The organism is Streptomyces sp. HPF1205, assembly GCF_020400825.1.
Lineage (GTDB): Bacteria > Actinomycetota > Actinomycetes > Streptomycetales > Streptomycetaceae > Actinacidiphila.
In genome coordinates, this window is the sequence record NZ_JAINVH010000001.1 from 342,633 (window position 1) to 366,623 (window position 23,991).

At 73.5% G+C, this 23,991-nt stretch carries 15 protein-coding genes; 9 read left to right on the forward strand and 6 right to left on the reverse strand.

The window, feature by feature from the left end; genetic code table 11:
• Nucleotides 1–10: 10 nt before the first annotated feature.
• On the reverse strand, nt 11–1,387 hold the full coding sequence (locus K7G61_RS01425) for an SGNH/GDSL hydrolase family protein (RefSeq protein WP_225844611.1): 1,377 nt from the start codon (nt 1,385–1,387) through the stop codon (nt 11–13).
• A gap of 599 nt (nt 1,388–1,986) precedes the next feature.
• Nucleotides 1,987–2,478 (reverse strand): hypothetical protein, encoded by a 492-nt coding sequence (locus K7G61_RS01430; RefSeq protein WP_225844612.1) that lies wholly within the window; start codon nt 2,476–2,478, stop codon nt 1,987–1,989.
• Nucleotides 2,479–2,808: 330 nt separating this feature from the next.
• On the opposite strand from K7G61_RS01430, the gene K7G61_RS01435 reads away from it, so the two are divergent.
• The 5 genes from K7G61_RS01435 to obgE all read left to right on the forward strand — a co-directional run bounded on the left by K7G61_RS01435 (nt 2,809) and on the right by obgE (nt 10,986).
• Nucleotides 2,809–3,579 carry a TIGR03936 family radical SAM-associated protein gene (locus tag K7G61_RS01435; protein ID WP_225844613.1) on the forward strand — a complete coding sequence of 257 codons (771 nt, stop codon included), beginning with the start codon at nt 2,809–2,811 and terminating at the stop codon, nt 3,577–3,579.
• Nucleotides 3,580–3,799: 220 nt separating this feature from the next.
• Complete coding sequence (locus K7G61_RS01440) at nt 3,800–8,308, forward strand: Rne/Rng family ribonuclease (RefSeq protein WP_225844614.1); 4,509 nt, start codon at nt 3,800–3,802, stop codon at nt 8,306–8,308.
• A 530-nt stretch (nt 8,309–8,838) separates the two neighbouring features.
• Nucleotides 8,839–9,159: a 50S ribosomal protein L21 gene (rplU, locus tag K7G61_RS01445; RefSeq protein ID WP_225844615.1), complete on the forward strand. Its 321-nt coding sequence runs from the start codon at nt 8,839–8,841 to the stop codon at nt 9,157–9,159.
• Between the two features lie 14 nt (nt 9,160–9,173).
• Nucleotides 9,174–9,428 carry a 50S ribosomal protein L27 gene (gene rpmA / locus K7G61_RS01450; RefSeq protein WP_031514533.1) on the forward strand — a complete coding sequence of 85 codons (255 nt, stop codon included), beginning with the start codon at nt 9,174–9,176 and terminating at the stop codon, nt 9,426–9,428.
• Nucleotides 9,429–9,546: 118 nt separating this feature from the next.
• Nucleotides 9,547–10,986 (forward strand): GTPase ObgE, encoded by a 1,440-nt coding sequence (obgE, locus tag K7G61_RS01455; protein ID WP_225844616.1) that lies wholly within the window; start codon nt 9,547–9,549, stop codon nt 10,984–10,986.
• A gap of 136 nt (nt 10,987–11,122) precedes the next feature.
• Here the strand turns inward: obgE and K7G61_RS01460 are convergent, their stop codons facing one another.
• Nucleotides 11,123–11,542: a GtrA family protein gene (locus K7G61_RS01460; RefSeq protein ID WP_225844617.1), complete on the reverse strand. Its 420-nt coding sequence runs from the start codon at nt 11,540–11,542 to the stop codon at nt 11,123–11,125.
• 62 nt (nt 11,543–11,604) lie between these two features.
• Nucleotides 11,605–12,684, reverse strand: coding sequence for a glycosyltransferase family 2 protein (locus K7G61_RS01465; RefSeq protein WP_225844618.1), 1,080 nt, complete (start codon nt 12,682–12,684; stop codon nt 11,605–11,607).
• A 254-nt stretch (nt 12,685–12,938) separates the two neighbouring features.
• Between K7G61_RS01465 and K7G61_RS01470 the strand changes: the two genes are divergently transcribed.
• Together K7G61_RS01470 and K7G61_RS01475 are read left to right on the forward strand one after the other, a co-directional pair.
• The gene (locus K7G61_RS01470; RefSeq protein WP_225844619.1) at nt 12,939–14,519 is read left to right on the forward strand and encodes a glycosyltransferase family 2 protein; all 1,581 of its coding nucleotides are present in this window, start codon (nt 12,939–12,941) and stop codon (nt 14,517–14,519) included.
• 270 nt (nt 14,520–14,789) lie between these two features.
• Nucleotides 14,790–16,634 (forward strand): stealth family protein, encoded by a 1,845-nt coding sequence (locus K7G61_RS01475; RefSeq protein ID WP_225844620.1) that lies wholly within the window; start codon nt 14,790–14,792, stop codon nt 16,632–16,634.
• A gap of 106 nt (nt 16,635–16,740) precedes the next feature.
• On the opposite strand, the gene K7G61_RS01480 is transcribed toward K7G61_RS01475, so the two are convergent.
• Entirely contained in the window at nt 16,741–19,554 is a 2,814-nt protein-coding gene (locus K7G61_RS01480) for a stealth conserved region 3 domain-containing protein (RefSeq protein WP_225844621.1), read from the reverse strand.
• Nucleotides 19,551–20,543, reverse strand: a complete 993-nt coding sequence (locus K7G61_RS01485) for a hypothetical protein (RefSeq protein ID WP_225844622.1) — start codon at nt 20,541–20,543, stop codon at nt 19,551–19,553. Before K7G61_RS01485 ends, K7G61_RS01480 begins: the two co-directional genes overlap by 4 nt.
• 284 nt (nt 20,544–20,827) lie before the next feature.
• Between K7G61_RS01485 and K7G61_RS01490 the strand changes: the two genes are divergently transcribed.
• Nucleotides 20,828–23,005: a PIG-L family deacetylase gene (locus tag K7G61_RS01490; RefSeq protein WP_225844623.1), complete on the forward strand. Its 2,178-nt coding sequence runs from the start codon at nt 20,828–20,830 to the stop codon at nt 23,003–23,005.
• The gene (gene galE, locus K7G61_RS01495) at nt 23,002–23,973 is read left to right on the forward strand and encodes a UDP-glucose 4-epimerase GalE (protein WP_225844624.1); all 972 of its coding nucleotides are present in this window, start codon (nt 23,002–23,004) and stop codon (nt 23,971–23,973) included. Before K7G61_RS01490 ends, galE begins: the two co-directional genes overlap by 4 nt.
• Nucleotides 23,974–23,991 lie beyond the last annotated feature (18 nt).

Sequence of the window (23,991 nt, forward strand, 5' to 3'; positions counted from 1 at the left end):
CGCCGGGGGGTCAGTGGGTGGTGGCCGGCGGGAGCTGGGAGAAGGCGGTCGGGGCGGGGGAGTGGCGGAAGAGGGTGGCGGGGACGGCGTCGGCCATGGCGTGGTAGCCGTCGGGGTTGAGGTGGAGGCCGTCGCCGACGTCGTAGGCGGGTGCGAGCCGGTGGGGGTCGGCCGGGTCGCGGACGGTCTTGTCGAAGTCGACGACGGCGTCGAACCGGCCGCTGGTGCGGATCCAGTCGTTGACCGCCTGGCGGGCGGCCTCGTGGTAGCCGGACGGGTCGTCGTAGCCGTTGCCGCCGAAGGGGGTGATGGTGGCTCCGTAGACGCGCAGGCCCTGGGCGTGGGCGCGGGTGATGATCTGCTCGTAGGCGCCGATGAGGTCGGCCGTGACCTGCTTGGATGCTGCCTCGGTGGCGTCGGCGGTGCCGATGTCGTTGACGCCTTCGAAGACGAGGAGCCAGCTCACGCCGCTCTGGGCGAGGACGTCGCGGTCGAAGCGGGCCAGGGCGTTGGGGCCGAGGCCGTCGTGCAGGATGCGGTTGCCGCCGGCCGCCTGGTTGAGGATCGCGATGTCCGAGGTGCCGGGCTTGGACTGCAGCCGGGCCAGGAGCTGGTCGGGCCAGCGGTTGTTCATGTTGGTGGTGGAGCCGCGGCCGTCGGTGATGGAGTCGCCGAGCATGATGGCGGCAGAGGTGTTGCTCCTGGACCACACCTCCAGGCCGCTGAGGAAGTACCAGTGGTCGGCTGTGGTGGCCCCTGGCAGGTCGGTGTCGTCGAGGTGGTCACCGGAGACCATGTAGGAGGTGGTGCGGGAGCCGGGGTGCGAGGTGATGCTGGTCGATGCCTGGCCGTCGGCGAGGTAGAGGGTCACGGTGAGGTTGCTTCCCGGCTGGACGGGGAAGTCCAGCGGGTCGGTGACCGCCTGGGCGCCCATGGGTATGTCCATGCCGGGCTTCCCGCCGAACGTGACGGGGTGTGTGCTGCCGGGTTCGACGGCGCTGACGCCGGCCTTTCCGCCGGCCGGCCGTGCGACGGATACGGCCGTGATCGGCAGGTCGGTGCCGCCGAAGGCGTTGGACAGGCGCAGCCGCATGTAGCGGCCGCCGACCGAGACGTGCACGGTCTGGCGCAGGGTGGTGTGGGCGAAGACGAGGTCGCTCTGGGTGAAGGGCGCCGGCGGCATGTTGCCGGGCTCCGTCAGTTGCGGCATGGCGGTCCAGGTGTTCACCCAGTGGGCGCCGGCCGTGGTCGGGGTCGCGTAGTCGGACCGGGCGGACCGGGAGGTCGCGCTGCCGGCTGCCGCGCCGATCGCCGACGGGACGACGAAGCCCGCCGCCGCGACGGCCAGCGTGACGGCCACGCCGACCAGCGATGATGCTCGCTTCATGAGTGAGATGCCTCCATCGGCTGCCAAGGGTGCGGGTGGTGTGCGGTGGTGTGCGGTGGTGGGTCCGTGGCGGTGCGGCCGGGCGGCGGTACGGATGCGTCCGTACGCATACGGCGGTAGGGATGCGGGGGTACGGATGCGGCGGTACGGGTACGTGCGCTGCGCCCCATCGGGCCTCCACCGCTGACGTCCGGTCCGGTCCTCGAAACATTCGTGCGAATCGCCGAAACGGCGGTCACGGTATTGGGGAGGGAGAGGGCAGTCAATACCTCGTACCGAAATGGCGGGAGGTGTCGGCGGGTGCGGAAACCCTGCTTATAGGGGGGTGGTTGGGTCCACCTTCGCAGGTCGGTCACGTGCGCCGGGTGCGTGAAGCACTCGCTGGCTGCGTGTGTGTTCGGTGGGTCGTGCGTCTGGGCGCCGAAACCTTTCGGGTGGATTTCGGAAGGTTCTGCGGGCCCGGGGGCGTGCCGCCCCTTCCAGGGGGCGCCGACCACGCGGCGGCCCCGCGGCCGGTGCGTCTGCGGCGGCGGGGCGGCCGTCGTGCGGGGGAGGACAGGGCCGGCGCGTGGACCGGCGCGTGGGCCGGGCATGGACCGCTAGAGCGTGAACAGCACCCGGTCCCATCTGCTGTGCCGGCCCGCGATGGTGGTGTCGACGGCGGCCCGCACCTCGTCGCCGTCCGCGTAGAGGCGGACGGTGCCGGTCGCTTCGGGGGGCAGGCGCACGATGGAGGTGACGCCCTTGCCGAGGTTGCCGGACACGGTGGGGGTGGCCCGCCAGCCGCTGCGGGGGCCGGTGCCCGGGATGCGGACGGACGTGGTGTTGGTGACGGCCAGGCTGCCGGGGTCGAGGGTGCCGCGCACCTGGATGTCGTCCATGGCGATCGTGTACTCGACGTACTCCTGCGAGCCGGCCTCCGTGCGGGGCGGTGCGGACGACCGGGCCGCGCCGGGCAGGGCCTCCGGGGCGCGGACCTGGGCCTGGGCCCGCGGTACGGCGGCGGGCAGGAGGAGGACGGCCGCGGCGCCCAGAGCGGCCGCGGCCGTGACGGTGAGGGTGGTACGCGCGGTGGTACGCGGCGAGCGCATGGGGTGCTCCGTAAGTTGTCAGGTGGCCCGGCGGTTCACCGCCACCGCTACCCCGTCCCGCCGCGGGCGCCGCGCCTCATGCGCCGGACGGCCCAGCCGCACGACCCGCACGCGCGAACCTCGGGGCGGCGACCGGCGCGGCGCACCGGGATCGGCGGCGGTTTTCCACAGGGGGCGCGGCAGCGGCGGATACTGGGGCGCGACGCGGCGTAACCTTGGACATGCGGTGCGGGACAGCCGTACCGCACTCGTACGAGCCGCACACACACGACGAGGGACTGAACGACACTGGGCAAGCGACAGCCCGAAGGCCCGCCGCCCGCACCCGCGGTGCAGCGCATCCGCCTGCGTTACACCAAGCGCGGCCGCCTCCGGTTCACCAGCCACCGCGACTTCCAGCGCGCCTTCGAGCGGGCACTGCGCCGCGCCGACGTGCCGATGGCGTACTCGGCGGGCTTCACCCCCCACCCCAAGGTGTCGTACGCGGGCGCCGCACCCACCGGCGTCGGCAGTGAGGCGGAATACCTGGAGATCGCGCTCGCCCAGGCGCGGGACCCGGAGGAGCTCAGGCTCCTGCTCGACGAGTCGCTGCCCGCCGGACTGGACGTCATCGAGGCGGTCGAGGCCCGTACCCCGGGCCTCGCCGAGCGCCTGGAGGCGTCGGTCTGGGAGCTGCGGCTCGAAGGTGTCGAGCCGGCGCAGGCGCGGCGGGCGGTCGCCGCGTTCCTCGCCGCGGACACCGTGGAGGTGCGGCGCAGCACCAAGAACGGCATGCGCACCTTCGACTGCCGGTCCGCCGTCACCCGCCTCGAGGTCGCCGACGGCGTCGAGACGGAGGGCGCGGACCCGGCAGTAGGGGGAGGCGATGGGCCGCGGGACCGCGCTTGTGCGATACTGCGGCTGGTTGTGCGGCACCTGACACCTGCCGTACGGCCCGACGACGTACTGTCCGGCCTCCAGGCGACGGCCGACCTCGCGCCGCCGGTCCCCGCAGCGGTGACCAGGCTGGCGCAGGGGCCGCTCGACGAGGAGTCCGGCACGGTCACCGACCCGCTCGCGAACGATCGCGACGCCGTGGCGGTGCCTGCCGGTTCCGTGTAGGTACGCCGTCGACGCGACGCCGACGAGACCGGGAGCCACCCGGGTCCGGCGCCGCTGACCACATGAGACTTTCGTCGGTTCCGCGAGGGCGGCCCGACGAGCGAGACAACAGCTCCCGTGCGGCGCCCGCGCCCGGCGGAGGGCGGCACCGCGCAACCAAGCGGCAGGCCGCCCCGGCCGACGGCACGGCGCCCGGGAGCATGACGGGAGCACAGCCCGAATGCCCGAGACCGATTCCACCGTTCAAGGTCGGACCCCCGAGACCCCTGACGCCGCCTCCGCCGCTTCCGCGGCCGAGGACAGCGCGGCCCCGCGCCGCCGCCGTCGTGCCGCGTCCCGCCCCGCCGGACCACCGGCCGGCACCGAGAGTGGCGGGAACGCCGAGGTGACGGCCGCCGGCGGCGTCGCCGAGCCCGCTGCCGAGGGCGAGGCCGCGCCCGCGCGGACCCGGCGCCGTACCACCCGCAAGGCGACCACGTCCGCCGCTGAGGCGTCCGCCGAGAGCCCCGAGGCACCCGCGGCTGACGAGGCCGCGCCCAAGCGGCGCCGTACGACCCGCAAGGCCACCGCATCCGACACGGCCGAAAGCGCCGCCGAACCCACGCAGCCCGCCCCTGCCGCTAAGGCCGAGGCGCCTGCCGCCGAGGAGGAGGCCGCTCCCGCGCGTACGCGGCGTCGGGCGACCCGTAAGCCGACGGCCCCTGCCGGTGCCCCTGCCGAGGCCGAAGCCGTCGTCCCGGCTGCCGAGGCCGAGGTGCCCGTGGCCGAGGAGGAGGCTGCTCCCGCGCGTACGCGTCGCCGGGCGACGCGTAAGGCGACGGCGCCCGCGGGTGCTCCTGCCGAGGCGGAGGTCGTCGTCCCGGCTGCCGAGGCCGAGGCCGAAGCGGCGCCCGCCAGGACGCGCCGTGCCACGCGTAAGACGGCCGCTGAGGCCGAAGCCGTCGTCCCGGCTGCCGAAGCCGAGGCGCCTGTGGCCGAGGAGGAGGCTGCTCCCGCGCGTACGCGGCGTCGGGCGACGCGTAAGGCGACGGCGCCCGCGGGTGCTCCTGCCGAGGCGGAGGTCGTCGTCCCGGCTGCCGAGGCCGAGGCGCCCGCTGCCGACAGCGAGGCGGCGCCCGCGCGGACGCGGCGCCGGGCGACCCGTGCGGCCTCCGCCCCCGCCGCTGAGGCCGAGGTGCCTGCCGCCGAGAGCGAGGCCGCTCCCGCGCGGACGCGGCGCCGGGCGACGCGGGCGGCCTCCGCCCCCGCGCCCGCCGAGCAAGCGGCCGCCGCCGTGACCGAGGCGCCCGCCGCCGAGGAGGAGGCCGCGACCGGGCGGACGCGGCGCCGGGCGACCCGTAAGGCCGCCGAGCCCGCCCCCGCGCCCGAGCCGACCCCGGCCGAGGCGCCCGCGCCCGCCGCCGGACGCGGCCGGGGCGCCCGCAGGACCGCCCCGCTGCCCACCTTCTCCGCGGGCGAGGGTTCGCGCCGGCTGAAGTCCGGAGCGCTCGCGCCCAAGGAGCCGGAGGCCGGGCAGCCCGCGCCGGAAGCCCGCGCGTACACCGGCATCGCCCTGCGCGACGGCGACCACTGGACGGTCGAGGTCGACGACGCCTACGAGATCCGCGGCTACGGCGAGACGATCGAGGAGGCCACCGCCGAGGCGGTGATCGCCCTCTCGACGGCCTTCGACGTGCCCGCCGAGTCCGTGGCGATCGACGTGCGCACCGAAGGGGGCGCGCGGGCCGAGCAGCGCGGCGAGCCGGCGGAGCCCACGGGACGCGGGCGGCGACGCGCCGTACGCCCCGCGATGGCCGTCTTCCAGGCGCCCGTGTTCCAGGCCCCGCAGGCCGGCGCCGGGCAGCCGGCCGCCGAGGAGCCCGCCGGGCACGGAGAAGCCGAGGAGCAGAGCGGGCGCGACGAAGCCGAGAAGCACGCCGAGCGCGGTGACCACGCGGAGGAGACCGAGGAGCGCCCCTCGCGCCGTCGCCGCCGCCGTCGCGGCCCGGGCGAGCAGGCGTTCACGGGCACGACCCCGGCCGACGAGCCGGAGGCCGAGACCGCCGCCGACACCGACCTCGACGAGGAAGCCGCGGAGATCGAGGCCGAGGCCGAGGCGGAGACGGGCGCCGAGGAGCGTCCCTCGCGTCGCCGCCGCCGCGGTGGCCGCCGCCGTCGGCGCGGCGAGGCCGCCGAGCACGGCGAGTCGTCCGCCGACGAGGACGGCGAGGACGAGACCGAGGCCGAGCAGGAGCACGAGGATGCGGAGGACGGCGAGGAGGACGGCACCCCCTCCAGCGCCTCCAGCCGTCGTCGTCGCCGTCGCCGTCGCCGCGGCAGCGACGCCGCCGCCGAGGAGACGTCCGCGGACGACCCGGAGCGCACGGTGGTCAAGGTCCGCGAACCGCGCCAGCGCGCCGAAGGCGGCACCGGCGTGGACGAGGTGCAGTCCATCAAGGGCTCGACCCGTCTGGAGGCCAAGAAGCAGCGCCGCCGCGAAGGGCGCGAGCAGGGCCGCCGCCGCGTGCCGATCATCACCGAGGCCGAGTTCCTGGCCCGCCGCGAGGCGGTCGAGCGGGTCATGGTGGTCCGGCAGAACGGCGACCGCACCCAGATCGGCGTGCTGGAGGACGACGTCCTCGTCGAGCACTACGTCAACAAGGAGCAGGCCACCAGCTACGTCGGCAACGTCTACCTGGGCAAGGTCCAGAACGTGCTGCCGTCGATGGAGGCCGCCTTCGTCGACATCGGCAAGGGCCGCAACGCCGTGCTCTACGCCGGCGAGGTCAACTTCGAGGCGCTCGGCCTGTCCGGCGGTCCGCGCCGGATCGAGTCCGCCCTGAAGTCCGGCCAGCCGGTGCTCGTCCAGGTCACCAAGGACCCGATCGGCCACAAGGGCGCCCGCCTGACCAGCCAGGTCTCGCTGCCCGGCCGGTACCTGGTGTACGTGCCCGAGGGCTCGATGACCGGCATCAGCCGCAAGCTGCCCGACACCGAGCGGGCCCGGCTGAAGACCATCCTGAAGAAGATCGTCCCCGAGGACGCGGGCGTCATCGTGCGCACCGCGGCCGAGGGGGCCAGCGAGGACGAGCTGCGCCGCGACGTCGAGCGGCTCCAGGCCCAGTGGACCGACATCCAGAAGAAGGCCAAGACCGGCAACGCGCCCACGCTGCTGTACGGCGAGCCGGACATGACCGTGCGGGTGGTCCGGGACATCTTCAACGAGGACTTCTCCAAGGTCGTCGTCAGTGGCGACGACGCCTGGGACACGGTGCACGAGTACGTGTCCCACGTGGCGCCCGACCTCGCCGACCGGCTCTCGCGCTGGACCTCCGACGTGGACGTCTTCGCCACGTACCGGATCGACGAGCAGCTGCTCAAGGCGCTCGACCGCAAGGTGTGGCTGCCGTCCGGCGGTTCGCTGGTGATCGACAAGACCGAGGCCATGGTCGTGGTCGACGTCAACACCGGGAAGTTCACCGGCCAGGGCGGCAACCTGGAGGAGACCGTCACCCGCAACAACCTGGAGGCGGCCGAGGAGATCGTCCGCCAGCTCCGGCTGCGCGACCTCGGCGGCATCGTGGTCATCGACTTCATCGACATGGTGCTGGAGTCCAACCGCGACCTGGTGATGCGGCGGCTGCTGGAGTGCCTGGGCCGGGACCGGACCAAGCACCAGGTGGCCGAGGTGACCTCGCTCGGCCTGGTGCAGATGACCCGCAAGCGGGTCGGGCAGGGGCTGCTGGAGTCCTTCTCCGAGACGTGCGTGCACTGCAACGGACGCGGCGTCATCGTCCACATGGACCAGGCGACGACCACGGGCGGCGGCGGCAAGCGCAAGCGCCGCGGCGGTCGCGGCGCCGGTGCCGCCGAGCACGAGCACGAGCACGTGCTGGAGCCCGCGGCCGAGGCGGCCGTGGCGGAGGTCGAGGCGGCCGAGGAACCGGCGGCGGCCCTGGCCGGGGAGCTGGAGGAGATCGAGGAGATCGAGGAGCTGCCCGAGCTGGAGCCGATCGAGGTCGGCGAGTCGGACCTGGTGCCGGCGATCGGCGACCCCGAGGAGGAGTGGTTCGGGACCGCCGCGGAGGCCGAGGCGGCGGCCAACGGCGGTCGCGGCAGGCGCCGGCGCGGCTCCCGCAAGGTCACCGCGCCCGCGGGCGCGCCCGCGGTGTCCGACCGTAAGCCGGAGCCGGCCGTCGTGGTCGTCCCGGTGAGCGAGCCGGTGGCCGAGCCCGAGCCGGAGGCCGAGCCGGAGGTCGCGACCGCGGCCCCCGCCCGCCCCCGCCGGCGCGCCACGCGCAAGGCCACCGCGCCCGCCGGTTCGCCCCCGGCGGCCCAGGAAGCGGCGATCGTCGTCGTGGGTCCCGAGCGCGCGGACGCCCCTGCCGCGGCGCCCGCCGAGCCGGAGCCGGAGGTCTCCACGGAGCCCCCGGCCCGTCCGCGCCGCCGTGCCACCCGTACGGTCGCCCCGGCCGGCGAGGACGCCGCGGTCGTCGTGGTGCCCAACGCCGGGCAGGCCCCCGAGGGCGAGGCCGCGCCCGGCGGCGCCGAGCCGGCCGACTCCGCCGAGCTCGCCGACTCCGCCGAGCCGAAGAAGCGCGCCGCGCGCAAGACGGCGGCCAAGAAGACGGCGAAGAAGGCCGCGGCCAAGAAGGCGACGGCGAAGAAGGCGGCCGCGAAGACGACGACGGCGAAGAAGACGTCGGCGAAGAAGGCCGCGACGAAGAAGGCGGCTTCGACGGCGGAGTGAGTCCGGGGCAACCCCGCGACCGGCCGGCGACCGGGCCGCGCGTCGTGACCGCCCGCAAGGGTGGTCGACGACCGCGGCCCGATCCCGTCGGTGGGTCGGCCGCGTCGGGGCGACCGTCGGTGGGTCGGCCGCGTCAGGCCGCCGCCGACAGTGGACCGTGTCCGCCCCCTCGCCCGGACCAGCGGCAATGTCCGGCCCTCGCCAATGGTGGGCCAGGTCCGGCCGCTCGTCGGCCCGCGGTGTCGCGTCCGGCCGCCGTCCCGCCGGCCGGCCGGTGGGGCCACGTACAACTCCCCGCCGGCCGGTGGACGGCTGCTCGCGGTGAACCGGGGCCGTCCCTCGGGGGCGCTCCCGGCGAACCGGGGTCAATTTGACCCCGCAGGAGGCGCTTCCGTAGTCTTGACCTTCGGCGTTTGTGCGCCTACCCCTGAGCACCTTCCTCCCGGCGGTCGGCCGGGAGAGGCCTCCCGACGCGCGTCATGGGGCGGCTGGCATCCGGGGTCCGATTCGAGCGAGAGAGTGAGTTCCGCGTGTACGCGATCGTGCGTAGCGGTGGCCGCCAGCACAAGGTGGCCGTCGGCGACATCGTCGAGGTTGACAGGATTCCCACCGGCAAGGTCGGTGACGCGGTCGAGCTCTCGACGCTGCTCGTCGTGGACGGCGAGGCCGTCACGAGCGACCCGTGGGTGCTGGCCGGGATCAAGGTCGAGGCCGAGATCGTGGATCACCACAAGGGCCAGAAGATCGACATCCTGCGCTACAAGAACAAGACCGGTTACCGCCGGCGGCAGGGTCACCGCCAGCAGTACACGGCGCTGAAGATCACCGGCATCCCCACGGCTGCGAAGTAAGGGACTGAGGAGAGATGGCACACAAGAAGGGCGCATCGTCCACCCGGAACGGTCGCGACTCCAACGCTCAGCGGCTCGGCGTGAAGCGCTTCGGCGGTCAGGTCGTCAACGCCGGTGAGATCATCGTCCGCCAGCGCGGCACCCACTTCCACCCGGGTTCCGGCGTCGGCATCGGCAAGGACGACACGCTGTTCGCGCTGTCGGCCGGTGCGGTCGAGTTCGGCACGAAGCGCGGCCGTCGCGTCGTGAACATCGTTCCCGCCGCCTGAGCCCAGGCCACGCGGAACTCCTAGAGGGCGGACCTCGCCTCCCGGTTCGTACGTCGTCCGGGACGCGGGTCCGCCTTCGCCGTCACAACCCCGTACCGCATCTGGAGGAAAAGCCACCATGACCACCTTCGTGGACCGCGTCGAACTGCACGTCGCCGCGGGCAACGGGGGCCACGGCTGCGCCTCCGTGCACCGGGAGAAGTTCAAGCCGCTCGGCGGGCCCGACGGCGGGAACGGCGGGCGCGGCGGCGACGTGATCCTTGTCGTCGACCAGGACGTCACGACGCTGCTGGACTACCACCACAGCCCGCACCGCAAGGCCACCAACGGCAAGCCGGGGGAGGGCGGCAACCGCTCCGGCAAGGACGGCACCGACCTGGTGCTGCCGGTGCCCGACGGCACGGTGGTGATGGACAAGCACGGCAACGTGCTGGCCGACCTGGTCGGCCAGGGCACCGCCTACATCGCCGCCCAGGGCGGCCGCGGCGGCCTCGGCAATGCCGCGCTCGCCTCGGCCCGCCGCAAGGCGCCCGGCTTCGCGCTGCTGGGCGAGCCGGGGCACAGCGGCGACATCGTGCTCGAACTGAAGACGGTGGCGGACGTGGCGCTGGTGGGGTACCCCAGCGCCGGGAAGTCGTCGCTGATCTCGGTGATGTCGGCCGCCAAGCCGAAGATCGCCGACTACCCGTTCACCACGCTGGTGCCCAATCTCGGCGTGGTGACGGCCGGCGCGACCGTCTACACCGTCGCCGACGTGCCGGGGCTGATTCCCGGCGCCAGCGAAGGGCGCGGGCTGGGCCTGGAGTTCCTGCGGCACGTCGAGCGCTGCTCGGTGCTGGTGCACGTGCTGGACACCGCGACGCTGGAGTCCGACCGCGACCCGGTGAGCGATCTCGACGTGATCGAGGCGGAACTGCGGGCGTACGGGGCGGGACTGGAGGACCGGCCGCGCGTGGTGGCCCTCAACAAGATCGACGTGCCCGACGGGCGCGACCTCGCGGACATGATCAGGCCCGAGCTGCTCGCGCGCGGCTACCAGGTCTTCGAGGTGTCCGCCGTCTCGCACGAGGGCCTGAAGGAGCTGTCGTACGCGCTCGCGAAGATCGTCGCCGAGCACCGCGCGGCCCAGCCGGCCCAGCAGGCCACCCGTGTCGTGATCCGGCCGCAGGCAGTGGACGACGCGGGCTTCACCGTCACCCACGAGGGTGAGTTCTTCCGGGTCCGCGGTGAGAAGCCCGAGCGCTGGGTCCGGCAGACGGACTTCAACAACGACGAGGCCGTGGGCTATCTCGCCGACCGGCTGAACCGCCTGGGTGTCGAGGACGAACTCCTCAAGGCCGGCGCCAAGCCCGGCGACGGTGTCGCCATCGGCCCCGATGAGGACGCGGTCGTCTTCGACTGGGAGCCCTCGCTGGCCGCGGGCGCCGAGATGCTCGGCCGCCGCGGCGAGGACCACCGCCTGGACGCCCCCCGCCCCGCCGCCACCCGCCGCCGCGAACGCCAAGCGGAGCGCGACGAGGCGGAGCAGGAGTACCGCGGCTTCGACCCCTTCGCCTGAGGGGGCCGGTCCGTACGGGCGGACCTCCTCGCCTGAGGGAGGCGGTCGCGCCCGGGCGGACCCCCTCGACCGGGGGACCGCCCCACCCGGGCGACGCCTCCGGGACGTTCGTTCCCCGGGCGTCCGTGCGGCGGCCTCAGCGCGTCGACAGCGGTTCGCGCGGCAGGTCGTCCGGGGCAAGGTCGGACGACCTGCCGCCCTCCTTGGCGGTCAGGATCCGCCGGGACAGCACGTACGTGAACGGGATCGCCGCGGCGGCCGCCGCCAGCGGCGCGATCTTGTCGTTCATGTGCACCCATTCCACCAGGACGAAGACACCGACGCTCGTCACCACGTAGTTGGTGAGGTTGGTGAGCGGGAAGAGCAGGAACTTCCGCCACGTCGGCCGGGTGCGGTAGGTGAAATAGGTGTTGAGGAAGAACGAGCCGATCATGCTCAGCACGAACGCGCACGTGTACGCCAGGAAGTACGGCAGCCACGGGTGCAGCGCCAGGTAGAAGCCGTAGAACGTGGCGGTGTTGACGACACCGACCAGCGCGAAACGGACCACCTGCATGCGCTGGGGCGTGAGGAAGGACCGGCGCACCCCCGCAGGGTGCGGCCTGGCGTGGCTCCCCGTCAACGCAGCTCCAGCGGCGACGAGACCCGCTGCTCCCTCCGCGGCGGAACCGGTGCCGCCGCCCCCGCTCCCGCCCCGGCGTCGTGCCGTCCCTCGTGCCGCGTCTCCGGCCGTGCCTCGTGCCGCCCCGCGTGCCGTGCCGTTCCGGTGAAGGTCCCCGCGGTGTTGGTTTCCTTGACCAGGTAGTGGGGGCGGCGTTTGGTCTCGTAGTAGATGCGGCCGATGTATTCGCCGATGAGGCCGAGCATGAGCATTTGCAGGCCGCCCAGGCCGGTGACGGCGACGAGGAGGGTGACGTAACCGGGGGCGTCGGGTCCCTGGATCATGGCCAGGACGGTGATGACGACGGCGTAGACGGCCGCGACGGAGGCCAGTGCCAGGCCGGTGTAGATGGCAAGGCGCAGGGGGCGGTTGTTGAAGGAGATCAGGCCGTCGATTCCGTAGTTGACCAGCGCGCCGAAACGCCATTTCGTCTCGCCCGCTTCACGGGCGGCGTTGTGGTAGTCGAACGTGACGGTGTCGTAGCCGATCCAGGAGAACAGGCCCTTGGAGAAGCGGTTGTACTCGGGCATGGCCAGCAGGGCGTCGGTGGCGCGGCGGGAGAGCAGGCGGAAGTCGCCGACCCCGTCGGTGAGCTCGACGTCGACCCACGTGTTGACCATGCGGTAGTACAGGCGGCTGAGGGCGGTGCGCAGGGGCTTGTCGCCCTCGCGGGTGCGCCGGGCGATGATCTGGTCGTGGCCGGCCTGGTAGAGCTCCAGCATGCGCGCGATGAGCTCGGGCGGGTGCTGCAGGTCGGCGTCCATGATGACGACGGCGTCTCCGGTGGCTTCCTTGAGGCCGGCCAGGATGCCGGCCTCCTTGCCGAAGTTGCGGCTGAAGGAGACGTAGCGGGTGGTGGCCTGGCGGCCGTCGGCCAGGGCGCGCAGGCGTTGCAGGGTGGCGTCACGGCTGCCGTCGTCGACGTAGCACAGCTCGTACTCGACCGGCAGGGTCTGCAGGGTCTCGCGGATCCGTGCGTCGAACCGCTCGATGACGGCTTCCTCGTTGTAGCACGGCACTACGATCGACAGTCGCATGAGTCTCAGGGTCACTTTCTGCGCCGTACCGTCGGTACGGAAGGGGCGAGGCGTGGCGCATCCCGCGCTGTTTCGCCAGAGTAGGGCGCACAGAGCCGGGTAACCGGGCGCTTGTCGTACGGGCGCTCAATGTTCAACAAGGCGTCCGAATGGAAACCGGAAGAGTTCACCGCGGCGTGGGCAACCGAATGCGGTAATCAATACTCTGTGGCCCCGAAGAAGATCGCGGAAGTGAAGTGCAGAAGTGAGGCCCCTTGAAGGCACGTGTCAGCGTCGTCGTGATCACATTCAATGACGCCGAGCATGTCACCGAGGCCGTACGGTCGGCACTGGCCCAGGGGGACGAGGTCGGTGAGGTGATCGTCGTCGACGACTGCTCGACCGACGCCACCCCCGACGTGCTCGCCGAGATCGCGCGGGCGCAGCCGCGGGTGCGGGTGCTGACCCGGACCACGAACAGCGGCGGCTGCGGAACGCCGCGCAACGACGGCCTGGGCGCGGTCCGAACGCCCTACCTGCTCTTCCTCGACAGCGACGACGTCCTCGCGCCGGGCGCGGTCGAAGCCCTGCTGCCCGTCGCCGAGAAGCGGGGCGCCGACGTGACGGCGGGCCGGGCGGTCCGCCGCGAACTGCCCGCCGGCCGTGAGACGCTGTGGGCGCGGCGCGTCTACGGCGACGGCGCCCCCCTGCTCGGCACGGTCGTCACCGGCATCGAGGACCACCCAGAACTGCTGTGGGACACCCTGTCGGTCAACAAGCTGTACCGCACCGCCTTCCTGCGCGAGCGCCGCGTCACCTTCCCCGACGGCGCCTTCCACTACGAGGACTTCGTCTTCACCGCCCGCGTCTACGCCGCCCGCCCGCGGATCGCCCTCACCGACGCGCCCGTCTACGTGTGGAACGTGCGCCGCGAGGCCGACCGCCCGTCCATCTCGCTGCGCCGCGCGGAGCTCGCCAACTGGCGGCACCGCATCGCCGCCCACCGCGGCGTGGTCGACACCCTGCGCGACGCGGGCATGTACGGCCTCGCCGAGGCCGCCCAGGCGAAGTTCCTCGACTACGACCTGCCCCTTTACGTGCGGGAGCTCCCGCGGCGGCCGGCCGGCTACGTCTCCGGCTGGTGGCAGATCACCCGGGACTACGTGGCCGGGTTCGACAAGGAGGCCCTCGCGCTGGCCGCCGTGACGTCGCGGTGGATGGTCCGCGCGCTGACCGCGCCCGGCGCGGACGAGCCGGAGCCGGGCGCCGCCGGCACGGGCCGGCTGGTCGAGCTGGCCGCCCGCCCGCCGCGCCTCATCCCCCCGTACGGCACCGTACCGCCCCCCGACCTGGGCGAACTCGGGCCGGCGCAGCTGCCGGTGACCGTGGAGGGCCGGATCAAGGCGGGCGCCCGCACCCGGCTGTCGCTGCGCGTGCACGAGCTGTACGGGCGGCTCGCCGCGCTGCGTCCGGTGTCGCTGCTGGTGGAGCTCACCGAGCGCGGCACGACCGGGCCCGCGATCGGCGTCGAGGGCCCGCTGATCGGCGAGCGCTCCGGCTGGACCGCCGCGGTCCGCGTCGACACCGCGGACCTGGCCCGCGGCGGGCGGGTGGCCGTCTGGGAGATCCGGGCGCGGATCCGGTACGCGGGCACCGCCGAGCGCACCCCCGTCGAGGTGCGGGCCGCCGACGGCCAGGAGGCGCGCCGGGCCGCCGTGTTCCGCCCCACCGGCCGGGTGCTGCTGGTGCAGACGCACGTCGCGCCGGGCCGCGCGCTGGTGCTGCGGGTCGCGGACGGCGTGCAGGGCGCCCGCCGTGTCGCCGGCGGCCGGCTGCGCAGGCTGCTGCGCAAGTAGCCTCCCCGTACACCGAACCCGGCGCACCGAACCCGGCGCACCGAGCCCGTGCACGCAACGCCGGGCGGACGTTCCCCGCGCACCCGACGCCGTGCGCCGAACCCCCTGTGGACGTTCCCGCGGGGTGTCCTGCCTCCCGTTTCACCCGGGTCCCGAAAATGTGATGGAACGACTGAGTTAACATCGGCCGTAGATTTTGCATCCGTCAGGTAATGGTCAGGGACGCCGGTGCCGCAAACGCCGGTAATCGAAAGGGGAGGGGGGCCCGTCGTGCGCAATCCAGAAGCGCCTCGGCTGCTGGGGGTCTACCGCAGAGCCGTTCCGGAAGGGGCCCGCCGGGCAATCGCCTCACGAGTCGACGCCGATCTGCGAAAGCAGGTGAAGCTGCGAATCGCCGGAGCCACCGCCGCGGCCGAACGGGTGCGCGCCGCCCGGGTCGGCAGGCGGCACCAGACACTTCTCGAGGGCGGGAACCGCACGGTGGTGACCGTCGGCGCCGAGGCGAAGATCGCCCTGGTGATGCCCGGCGCGACCCCGCTGGCGGCCCGCCGGGCCAACCTCGATGCCGTACTGCGCTGCCTGGACGGCGCCGGCCTCGACCACTTCTGCGTACGGGGCAGGTCGGACACCGCCGCCGCGGTCGCCGTCCACGCCGCCGACCGCGCCGCCGTGCTGGCCGCGCTCGCCGAACTGTGCGCGGCGGAACCCGGCTACGTCACCGTCGTCGACGGCAACAAGCCGGTGCCCGAGGCATCGGTGCCCGGCTACGAGCCTGTGGTGTGGCGGCGGCTCGCCAAGACCGACGTGATCCGCCTGACCTGGTACCGGACCGACGAGACCGGGCAGCTCGCGCTGGGCACCCGCTACGGCTGCGACGTGGAGTTCTGGAAGACCGAGGACGGCCTCCTGGAGGCGCCCAGGCCCGGCAGACTGGCCGCGGCCGTCCCCGCGGACTCGCGGACCGTGGACGCGCCGGAGGAGTTCTTCACCGACCTCGCCCCGCGCGTCGACAACGACCCCACCGGCACCGCCCCGCGCTTCGAGGTCCGCACCCGGGAGCACTTCGCCATCCGCGCCACCGAGGAGGTGCCCTTCCCCATCGACGTGGTCTACACGTGGGTGGACGGCTCCGACCCGGCCTGGCTCAGGCGCCGCGCGGAGTTCTCCGGCGAGAGCTACCACGCCGAGGCCGCCAACGCCGCCCGCTACCTCAGCCGGGACGAACTGCGCTACTCGCTGCGCTCCCTGCACATGTACGCCCCGTGGGTGCGCACGGTGTACCTGGTCACCGACGACCAGAAGCCCGAGTGGCTGGACCCGACGGTCCCCGGCATCCGGGTGGTCAGCCACAAGGAGATCTTCGCGTCCGGCTCCTCGCTGCCCACCTTCAACTCGCACGCGATAGAGAGCCAGCTGCACCGCATCGACGGCCTGTCCGAGCACTTCCTGTACTTCAACGACGACGTGCTCCTGGGCAACGAGGTCACCCCCCAGGACTTTTTCCTGGCCAACGGCCTGACCAAGTTCTTCCCTTCGCCCGCCCTGGTGCCGCTCGGTGAGAAGACCACCGACGACCCGCCGGTGGCCGCCGCGGGCAAGAACAACCGGCGGCTGATCGAGGAGCGCTACGGCACGGTGCTGGTGCAGAAGATGAAGCACATGCCGCACGCGCTGCGGCGCAGCGTCCTGGCCGAGATCGAGACCGAGTGGCCCGACGAGTGGCGGGCGACGGCCGCCAGCCGCTTCCGCAGCGTGACCGACATCTCCATAGCGTCCTCGCTGCACCACTACTACGCCTTCCACACCCGGCGCGCGATACCGTCCGACCTGCCGTACATGTACTTCGACCTGGCGCACCCGTGGACCGACGCCCGGCTCGGCCGGCTGCTCGCCAACCGCGACAAGACCGTGTTCTGCGTGAACGACACCACCTCGACGGGACACGACGTGCAGGGGCAGAAGGACCTGATCACGCCGTTCCTGGAGGCGTACTTCCCGGTGCCTAGCCCGTTCGAGAAGCCCCGGCCGGGCCGGTCGGCGGACGGCGGCGGGCAGGGCACGGACCAGGACGGCGAACGCGGCGGCAGGCAACTGGCCGGCAACGCCGGGCTCTGAGCGCGCAAGCGGACTCCGAGCGCGCACGAGGGCCCCGGGGCGGTCGCGCCGCCCCGGGGCCCTCGTCGTCCGCTCCGGTCGCCCGGTCGCGCTCGAAGCGGGTCGCTCAGTCGCGCTCGAAGCGCGAGCGCACCGGGAAGTAGGCGCTCAGGAACGCCCGCAGCACCCGGTCCTGCTCCTCGGCCGGCACCTCGGCGTCCGGCGACTCGCCGATGCAGAACACGTCGTTGCCGCGGGTGGCCAGCAGGCGGCTCAGCACCGAGTGGTGCTCGTAGTTGCCGGCGTTGACGTAGCTGCACGAGATCTGCGACGGCACGCTCGTGCCGGTCAGGTAGCCGTAGTGGTGGTGCAGCGACGACGTGATCGACAGGTCGGAGGCGGACCGGAACGGGTTGGCCGCCGTACGCGACACCTCCTGCGGGAACCGCTCCGCGATCTCCGCCAGCACACTGCGGCGCAGGGCGTGGGGCGTGTGCAGGAAGCTGTGGGTGGCCACCCGGCCGAACGCCTTCTCCAGCAGCGCCCGGTTGTTCTTCGCGGCGGCGAAGTAGGCCTCGTCGTCGTCCGACAGCTCGGTGGGCGGCACCGTCGTCGGCGAGCGGAAGAACTTCGCGGCGCCGTTGCTCAGGAAGAACGCCTCGGGTCCCACCGGGCGGCCGATGAACACGTCGTCGTTCAGGTACAGGAAGTGCTCGGACAGGCCCTCGATGCGGTGCAGTTGGCTCTCGATGGCGTGCGAGCTGAACGTCGGCAGCCACGAGCTGTCGGCGAAGATCTCCCGGTGCGAGACGACCTTCACGCCCGGCTGGGAGGTGTCCAGCCAGCTCGGCACCTGATCGTCCGTCACCAGGTAGATGGTGCGCACCCAGGGCGCGAACATCTCCAGCGACCGCAGCGAGTACCGCAGTTCGTCCCGGTTGCGGAACCGCTGCGCACCGTCGTCCGCCTTGTGCACGGGCATGCCGTGCGCCCGCCTGGTCGCGTTGCGCCGCTCCCGCCAGGCGGGATCCGTGTCGTCCACCCACGTGTAGACCACGTCGACCGGGAAGTCGACCTCCCACATCAGGGTCTTGGTGAACTGGGCCAGCGTCGGGTAGTCGCGGTCGCCCACCCGCAGTTTCGCGGTCGGCTCCAGCGAGGGCAGCCGCTTGCCGAGGAGGGTCGCGCCGCGCGGCGTCACCCGCCAGCCGTCCTCCTCGTCGGTCATCCAGAACTCCACGCTGCAGCCGTACACCGGGCCGTACCGCAGGGTCCGGCTGGCGCTGGTGATCGGCTTGAACACCCGCAGGCCCGCGACCTCGCCCACCCCCCGCAGCCGCTCGGCCAGCACGGCGCCGGGCGCGGCGGTGCGCGGCCCCAGCAGCTCGGCGTAGACGGGCCGGCCGTGCAGCGCGCCGGCCAGCGCCTCGATCACCCGCTCGCGGTCCTCGACGGCCACCGCCAGCCGGTACGCGACGCCGTCGGCCCGCAGCAGGATGTACGGGATCCCGGCGTCCTCCAGCACCTTGGTGGTCAGTTCCAGGTTGATCCTGGCCATGCCGCGGCTGGTGACGTCGTCGCGCTCCTCGGCCAGCCGGCCGGCCGAGCGGATCAGGCCGCGGTCCTGCGCCTGGAGCAGCACCTCCCTGGCCTTCTGCTCGTCGGCGGAGTTCGCCAGCGACGAGGCGGGCGCGGCCACCGTGAAGTTGCGGGTGCCGCCGGCGGCTATGCGCAGCGCCGCGCGGTCGGCGCGGCGGCCGTGCCGCTCGGGGTTGTCCCGCTCGGCCACCAGCCGCTGGAACAGCTCCTCCCACCGGGCCGTGATCTGCGCGCCGCCGAACCGCTCGTACACGCCCGCGCGGGCGGCCTCGCCGTAGGCGTGCCTCGTCTCGTCCTCGCTCATCAGCCGGGCCATGGCCTCGGACAGCCGCTCCACGTCCCCCGGCGGCACCAGCAGCCCGTCCACCCCGTGCCGGATGATCTCGGCCGGGCCGGTCACGATGTCGTACGCGATCGCCGGCACCCCCGCGGCGAACATCTCCAGCAGCACCAGCGGGAACGCCTCGTTGCGCGAGGGCAGCAGGCACAGGCTCGCCTTGGCCCACTCCTCCTCCATCTGCGCCGAGCGGCCCACGAGTTCGACCCGCAGGTGCAGGCCCAGGCTCTCCACCAGGCGGCGCAGCCGCACCTCCTGCGGGCCGTCGCCGAAGACCCGCAGCTGCCAGTCGGGGAAGTCGGCGGCGACCTTGTGGAACGCCTCGATGGCGTGGTCGATCTGCTTCTCCGGTGTCAGCCGGGCGGCCAGCACGATGAGTTTGCCCTCGCGGTCCGAGCGCGGCCGGTATCCGTCGGGCACCGCGTTGGGGATGGCGACCAGCTCGGGCGCCGCGTCGCCGAGCGACTCGGCGAACCAGTCGTTGGTGCGCTCGGTCAGCGACACCAGCGCGTCGATCCTCGGCCCGTACACCAGCAGCGGCTCGCCCGGCGTCCCGCGCAACTGGGAGGCGCGGTGCTCCTCGTGCACGGTCACCACCCGCTCGGGGGCGAGTTCGGCCGCGGCGGCCATCAGGGCCGGCGTCGTGGTGACCAGCACGTCGCAGTCCAGGCTGTGCAGCGCCGCGGTCATCTCGACGTCCGACAGGCGGTTGAAGGTGCTCTCCCAAACCGGCTTGATCAGCTCACTGGGCAGCGAGGCGAGGGTGCGGCACGCCTTCTCGTCGAGTACGGAGGAGCGCACCGGGCGCTCGTAGGACCCGGTGCGGTCGACCAGGTAGCGGCGCTTGACCTGAAGGGCCGCGCTGAAGAAGGGCTCGGGCCGGGTCTTGAAGACGCTGAGCACCTCGACGTCGTGCCGCAGCGACAGGTGCACCGCCTGGTTGTAGGCGGCCATCTCGGTGCCGCCCATCTCGTCGCCCCAGGTGAGCAGAAAGGTGATCTTCATGCGTCCTCGTCGGTTCCAAAAGCGGCGCAGGCTACGGCCAGGGCCCCGGCCGCGGTCAGATGGGCGTGCACGCGCGCAAGGGAGCCGTCCGCGAGCGCGACGATGCGGTAAGGGGTGCGGTACACCTGCTTCGGGTGGCGCACATGGGTCAGCCGCCGGGCCAGGCGCAGCCGGGTCCGGCCGGCCTGCAACTGCACCTCCCAGGTGCGCTGCACCCGCTGGCCCGCGATCATCGCGTCCAGCGGTACGTCGAAGGAGAACGTGTCGCCGTCCCACACCGGCCGCACCGGCAGGCCGCCCGCGGAGCCCCGGCGCACGATCTGGGCCGCGTACTCGCCGTGGGGGTGCCGGGGCGCGATCACCCTGCCGTGGACCGTGATCCGGTCCCAGCGCAGGTCGAGCCCGGTCAGTTCGGCCTGATGGGCAGGCGCGGACACCTTCAGCATCGCCCGGTTGTCCACCGACCGCACCACCCGGAAGACGGCGCCGCTGGCGCGGGAGACCGGGTTGGCGAGCGTCGGCCCGTCGGCGTTGCCGAACGGCGCTGCCGCCAGCCCCGAGCGCGTCTCGCGGCCGCCCGTGTCGGTGGTCACCACCGAGAAGCGCCACAGGCCGCTGTCGAGCACCAGGCCCCTGGACCCGCCCTCCGGGTACCCCGCGTGCCGCAGCGGCACGGTCGCGGTCAGCAGCAGCCCGCCGTCCTGCCACGGCTCGGCGGTCAGGTCGACGCTCATGCGGCGGCTGCCCCTGGCCAGTTCCAGGCGCGCGGCGGCCAGGCCGGCCCGGTCGCCGGCGAAGGGCACCGCGACGTTCAGCGTCCGGCCGCCGAGCACCGACAGGTGCACCGGGGCGAGCAGCGCGCGCGGATGCACCCCGCCGCCGAGAGTCGGCACGGTGTTCATCCGCTCGACCCTGCGCCGTACCTTCACCACCACCGTGCGGGCGCGCTTGGCCGCGCTCACCGCATAGGGCAGGAGCGTGTCGCTCACGGTATCCGTACCCCCCTGTCCTGCCATGGTGGGCAGCTCGCGCTGCCCGCGCCGTCCGTCGTGCGCACGGTCCCCGCCTTCCGCTCGGGCGTCTGGCCGCCCGGGTCGGCCATGTGACGTGGGTCACCGAGCCGGAGGAAACCCGCGGTCCCGGCCGCCCCTCTTTTGAACGGGGCGCCTGTAATAGTCGCACAACAGATGAACGGAGCAGGACGTTGGATCGTCTGCTGGGGCGGACACGGCCGGGGCTGACCCGGCGGTCCGCGGCGGGGGCAATGGGCGGGATGCTGGCGGCACTGGCGACAGGCTGCCGGGGTGGCAAGACGGCTCAGGTGCGGTACGGCAAGCCGTTCAAGTCCGCGGTGACACTGGCCGACCGGCCCGGGTTCGGCGCGGCGGGGCGGGCCCTGGTGCTGCAGGTCGTGGCCCATCCCGACGACGACCTGTTCTTCATGAACCCCGACACGCTCGGCGCCATCGAGCGCGGCGTGCCGGTGGTGACCGTCTACATCACCGGTGGCGGCTCCTTCGGCGTCAACCAGGTGCCGGGCGGGCCCAAGCCGCCCGCGAACATCCCCGCCTACGTCGGCGCCCGCCAGCAGGGACTGCACCAGGCATACGCGCGGATGCTCGGGGCCGGCCTGTTCACCCCCTGGCGGCGCACCGCGCTGGACCTGCCCGGCGGCCACCAGGCGGAGCTGCACAGCCTCAGCCACGGCGGCAGGAGCGCCGAACTCGTGCTGCTCAACCTGGACATGCACACGAAGGTGCCGGGCGGCAGGACCAACCTGTCGCGGATATGGGCCCAGTCCGACGCCAAGGGCAGGACCATCGTGGTCCCCGGCTCCCCGGTGCGCCGCTCGACCTGGTACGGGCGGCAGGACCTGATGGACGCCCTCGTCTCCCTCTTCCAGCGCTACCGGCCCACCCTCGTGTGCACCCTGGACCCCGACCCGGACATCCAGGTGCACGACAAGACCCACCCCCGCGGCAGCGACGCGGTGGGCTACTCCGACCACCCCGACCACACCGCGGCCGCCCAGCTCACCTGGCAGGCCCTGGCCCAGTGGGTGGACGCCGCGGTGACCCAGGACGGCCGGGTGCCGGCCTTCCTGACCAACGTCTACCGCGGCTACTACAACCAGCGGTGGCCGTACGATCTGCCGGCCGGCCTCGTGCAGACCAAGTCCGAGATCCTCAACGACTACGGCGGCAGCCCGTCGTGGCACTGCGGCTCGCCGCTGGGGTGCGGTGACTACAGCGTCGGCGACGACAGCACGCTGCGTTCCAAGAAGGGCTGGGTGCGCAGCACCCACTACCGCTACCCGACCGCCGGGCCGCAGGTCGTGCCCGCGCCGCCGGTCCTCTCGCGGTCCTCCCCGGGCAGCCCCAGGCCGAGCGACGCGCGGCCCGCCGGCCCCAAGGTGGCCGTCACCGAGGAGACGGACTGGACGGTGTACGGGGTCCTCGGCACACGCGCCGCCCGCTGGCGGTGGAGCCCGGCCGGCGGCGGGACCTGGAGCGCGCCGGACGACCTGGGCGGCGGCCCGCTGGCGCCCGCGCTGAGCGTCGTGCGCACCCAGGCCGGCCAGGACCTGCTGTTCGGCCTGCGCTTCTCCGGCTTCTCCGGCGGCGCGGCCGGCAACACCAGGGAGGTCGTGCTGCTCGACGGCGTGCCCACCGGGCCGCGCCCCGGCCGCTGGACCAGCCTCGGCAACCCCGAGCGCAGCCAGGTGCGCGGTCGGCGGGTGGGGCCCCCGACCGCCGTCGCCGCACCGGACGGCACCGTCCACGTCTTCGTCCGCAACGCCGCCAAGGGCCTCAGCACCCGCGTCCGCTCGGCCACCGGCCAGTGGTCGCGCTGGCTCTCACTGGCCGGCGGACAGGTGCAGGAAGGACTGGCGGCGGTCGTGGACAAGGCCGGCCGTATCCACGTGTACGCGGCCGGCGGCGACCACGTGCACGAATGGACCCAGGGCACCCCCGGCGGCCCGCTCGGCCACCGCGTGGTGGCCGCGCTGCCGCGCCCCGGCGACGTGCCCGGCGCAGCGGCCGGCCCGGACGGCTCGGTCCTGCTCGGCTACCGCGCACCCGACAGCGCGACCGTCGTGGTGGGCCGGCTCGAACCGGGCGTCGGACGCCCGCGCTGGAAGCGCGAGGCGCTCGTCCCGGGCAGCGGCTTCGGCCCGCTCTCGCTCCTGCCGGGGCCGCACCCCGGGGCGCCGCCCGTGCTCGGCGTGCGCGACGACCTCGGCGGCGCCCTGCTGGACGAGGGCAGGCGGACGCGGAGCACCACCAAAGGCCCGGGCGGCCTGCTCGTGCCGGCGGGCGCCCCGGCGCCGTACGCCGTCGGCCGTCCCGCGCTCCTCACCCGGGGGCCGTCCGGGGGCCCGGCGCTGGTCTGCCTCGGGGTCGACGCCGAGCCCCGGCTCGCCGGCGCCCCCGGTAAGGTGACGGAATGACCTGGATGATCACCGGCGGTGCCGGATACATCGGATCGCACGTCGTCAAGGCGATGACCGAGGCCGGGGAGCGGGTCGTGGTGTTCGACGACCTGAGCACCGGCGACGCGGGACGGCTGCCCGCCGGGGTGCCCCTGGAGCGGGGAACCGTACTGGACGGCGCGGCGCTGGACCGGGTGATGCGCGAGCACCAGGTGGACGGCGTGGTGCACATCGCCGCCAAGAAGCAGGTCGGCGAGTCCGTCGAGCGTCCGCTGTGGTATTACCGCGAGAACGTCGAGGGCCTGCGTACCGTACTGGAGGCCGCCGCCGGGGCCGGGGTGGGCCGCTTCCTGTTCTCCTCCTCCGCGGCCGTCTACGGGATGCCGGACGTCGACCTGGTCACCGAGCGGACCCCGTGCGAGCCGATGAGCCCCTACGGCGAGACCAAGCTCGCCGGCGAGTGGCTGGTCAAGGCGACCGGCCGGGCGCACGGCATGGCGACGGCGTCCTTGCGCTACTTCAACGTGGCGGGCGCGGCCACCCCCGAACTCGGCGACCCCGGCGTCTTCAACCTGGTCCCGATGGTCTTCCGCAGCCTGTCGCAGGGCAAGCCGCCGACGATCTTCGGCGACGACTACCCGACACCCGACGGCACCTGCGTCCGCGACTACATCCACGTCGAGGACATCGCCTCCGCGCACCTGGCCGCCGCCCGCCGGCTCGCCGAGGACCCGGAGGCCGAACTGGTGCTCAACATCGGCACCGGCAAGGGCGTCTCAGTTGCCGAAATGGTGGCGATCATCCAAGAGGTTTCGGGCCACACTGGTCTCGCACCCGAGGTGGCCCCCCGCCGCCCCGGCGACCCGGCACGTGTCGTCGCCTCCGCCGAGTCGATCACCAAGGAACTGGGCTGGACGGCGACCCGCGACGTCCGCCAGATGGTGACCTCGGCCTGGGCGGGCTGGCGGCTGCGGCACCCCGAGTAGCCGGCCGACCGACGCCAG

What these genes read in the sequence shown, in the direction of transcription:
- K7G61_RS01425 (WP_225844611.1), bottom strand. Translation starts at nt 1,387, where the DNA reads ATGAAGCGAGCATCATCGCTGGTCGGCGTGGCCGTCACGCTGGCCGTC.
- K7G61_RS01430 (WP_225844612.1), bottom strand. Translation starts at nt 2,478, where the DNA reads ATGCGCTCGCCGCGTACCACCGCGCGTACCACCCTCACCGTCACGGCC.
- K7G61_RS01440 (WP_225844614.1), top strand. Translation starts at nt 3,800, where the DNA reads ATGCCCGAGACCGATTCCACCGTTCAAGGTCGGACCCCCGAGACCCCT.
- rpmA (WP_031514533.1), top strand. Translation starts at nt 9,174, where the DNA reads ATGGCACACAAGAAGGGCGCATCGTCCACCCGGAACGGTCGCGACTCC.
- obgE (WP_225844616.1), top strand. Translation starts at nt 9,547, where the DNA reads ATGACCACCTTCGTGGACCGCGTCGAACTGCACGTCGCCGCGGGCAAC.
- K7G61_RS01460 (WP_225844617.1), bottom strand. Translation starts at nt 11,542, where the DNA reads ATGCAGGTGGTCCGTTTCGCGCTGGTCGGTGTCGTCAACACCGCCACG.
- K7G61_RS01465 (WP_225844618.1), bottom strand. Translation starts at nt 12,684, where the DNA reads ATGCGACTGTCGATCGTAGTGCCGTGCTACAACGAGGAAGCCGTCATC.
- K7G61_RS01480 (WP_225844621.1), bottom strand. Translation starts at nt 19,554, where the DNA reads ATGAAGATCACCTTTCTGCTCACCTGGGGCGACGAGATGGGCGGCACC.
- K7G61_RS01490 (WP_225844623.1), top strand. Translation starts at nt 20,828, where the DNA reads ATGCTGGCGGCACTGGCGACAGGCTGCCGGGGTGGCAAGACGGCTCAG.
- galE (WP_225844624.1), top strand. Translation starts at nt 23,002, where the DNA reads ATGACCTGGATGATCACCGGCGGTGCCGGATACATCGGATCGCACGTC.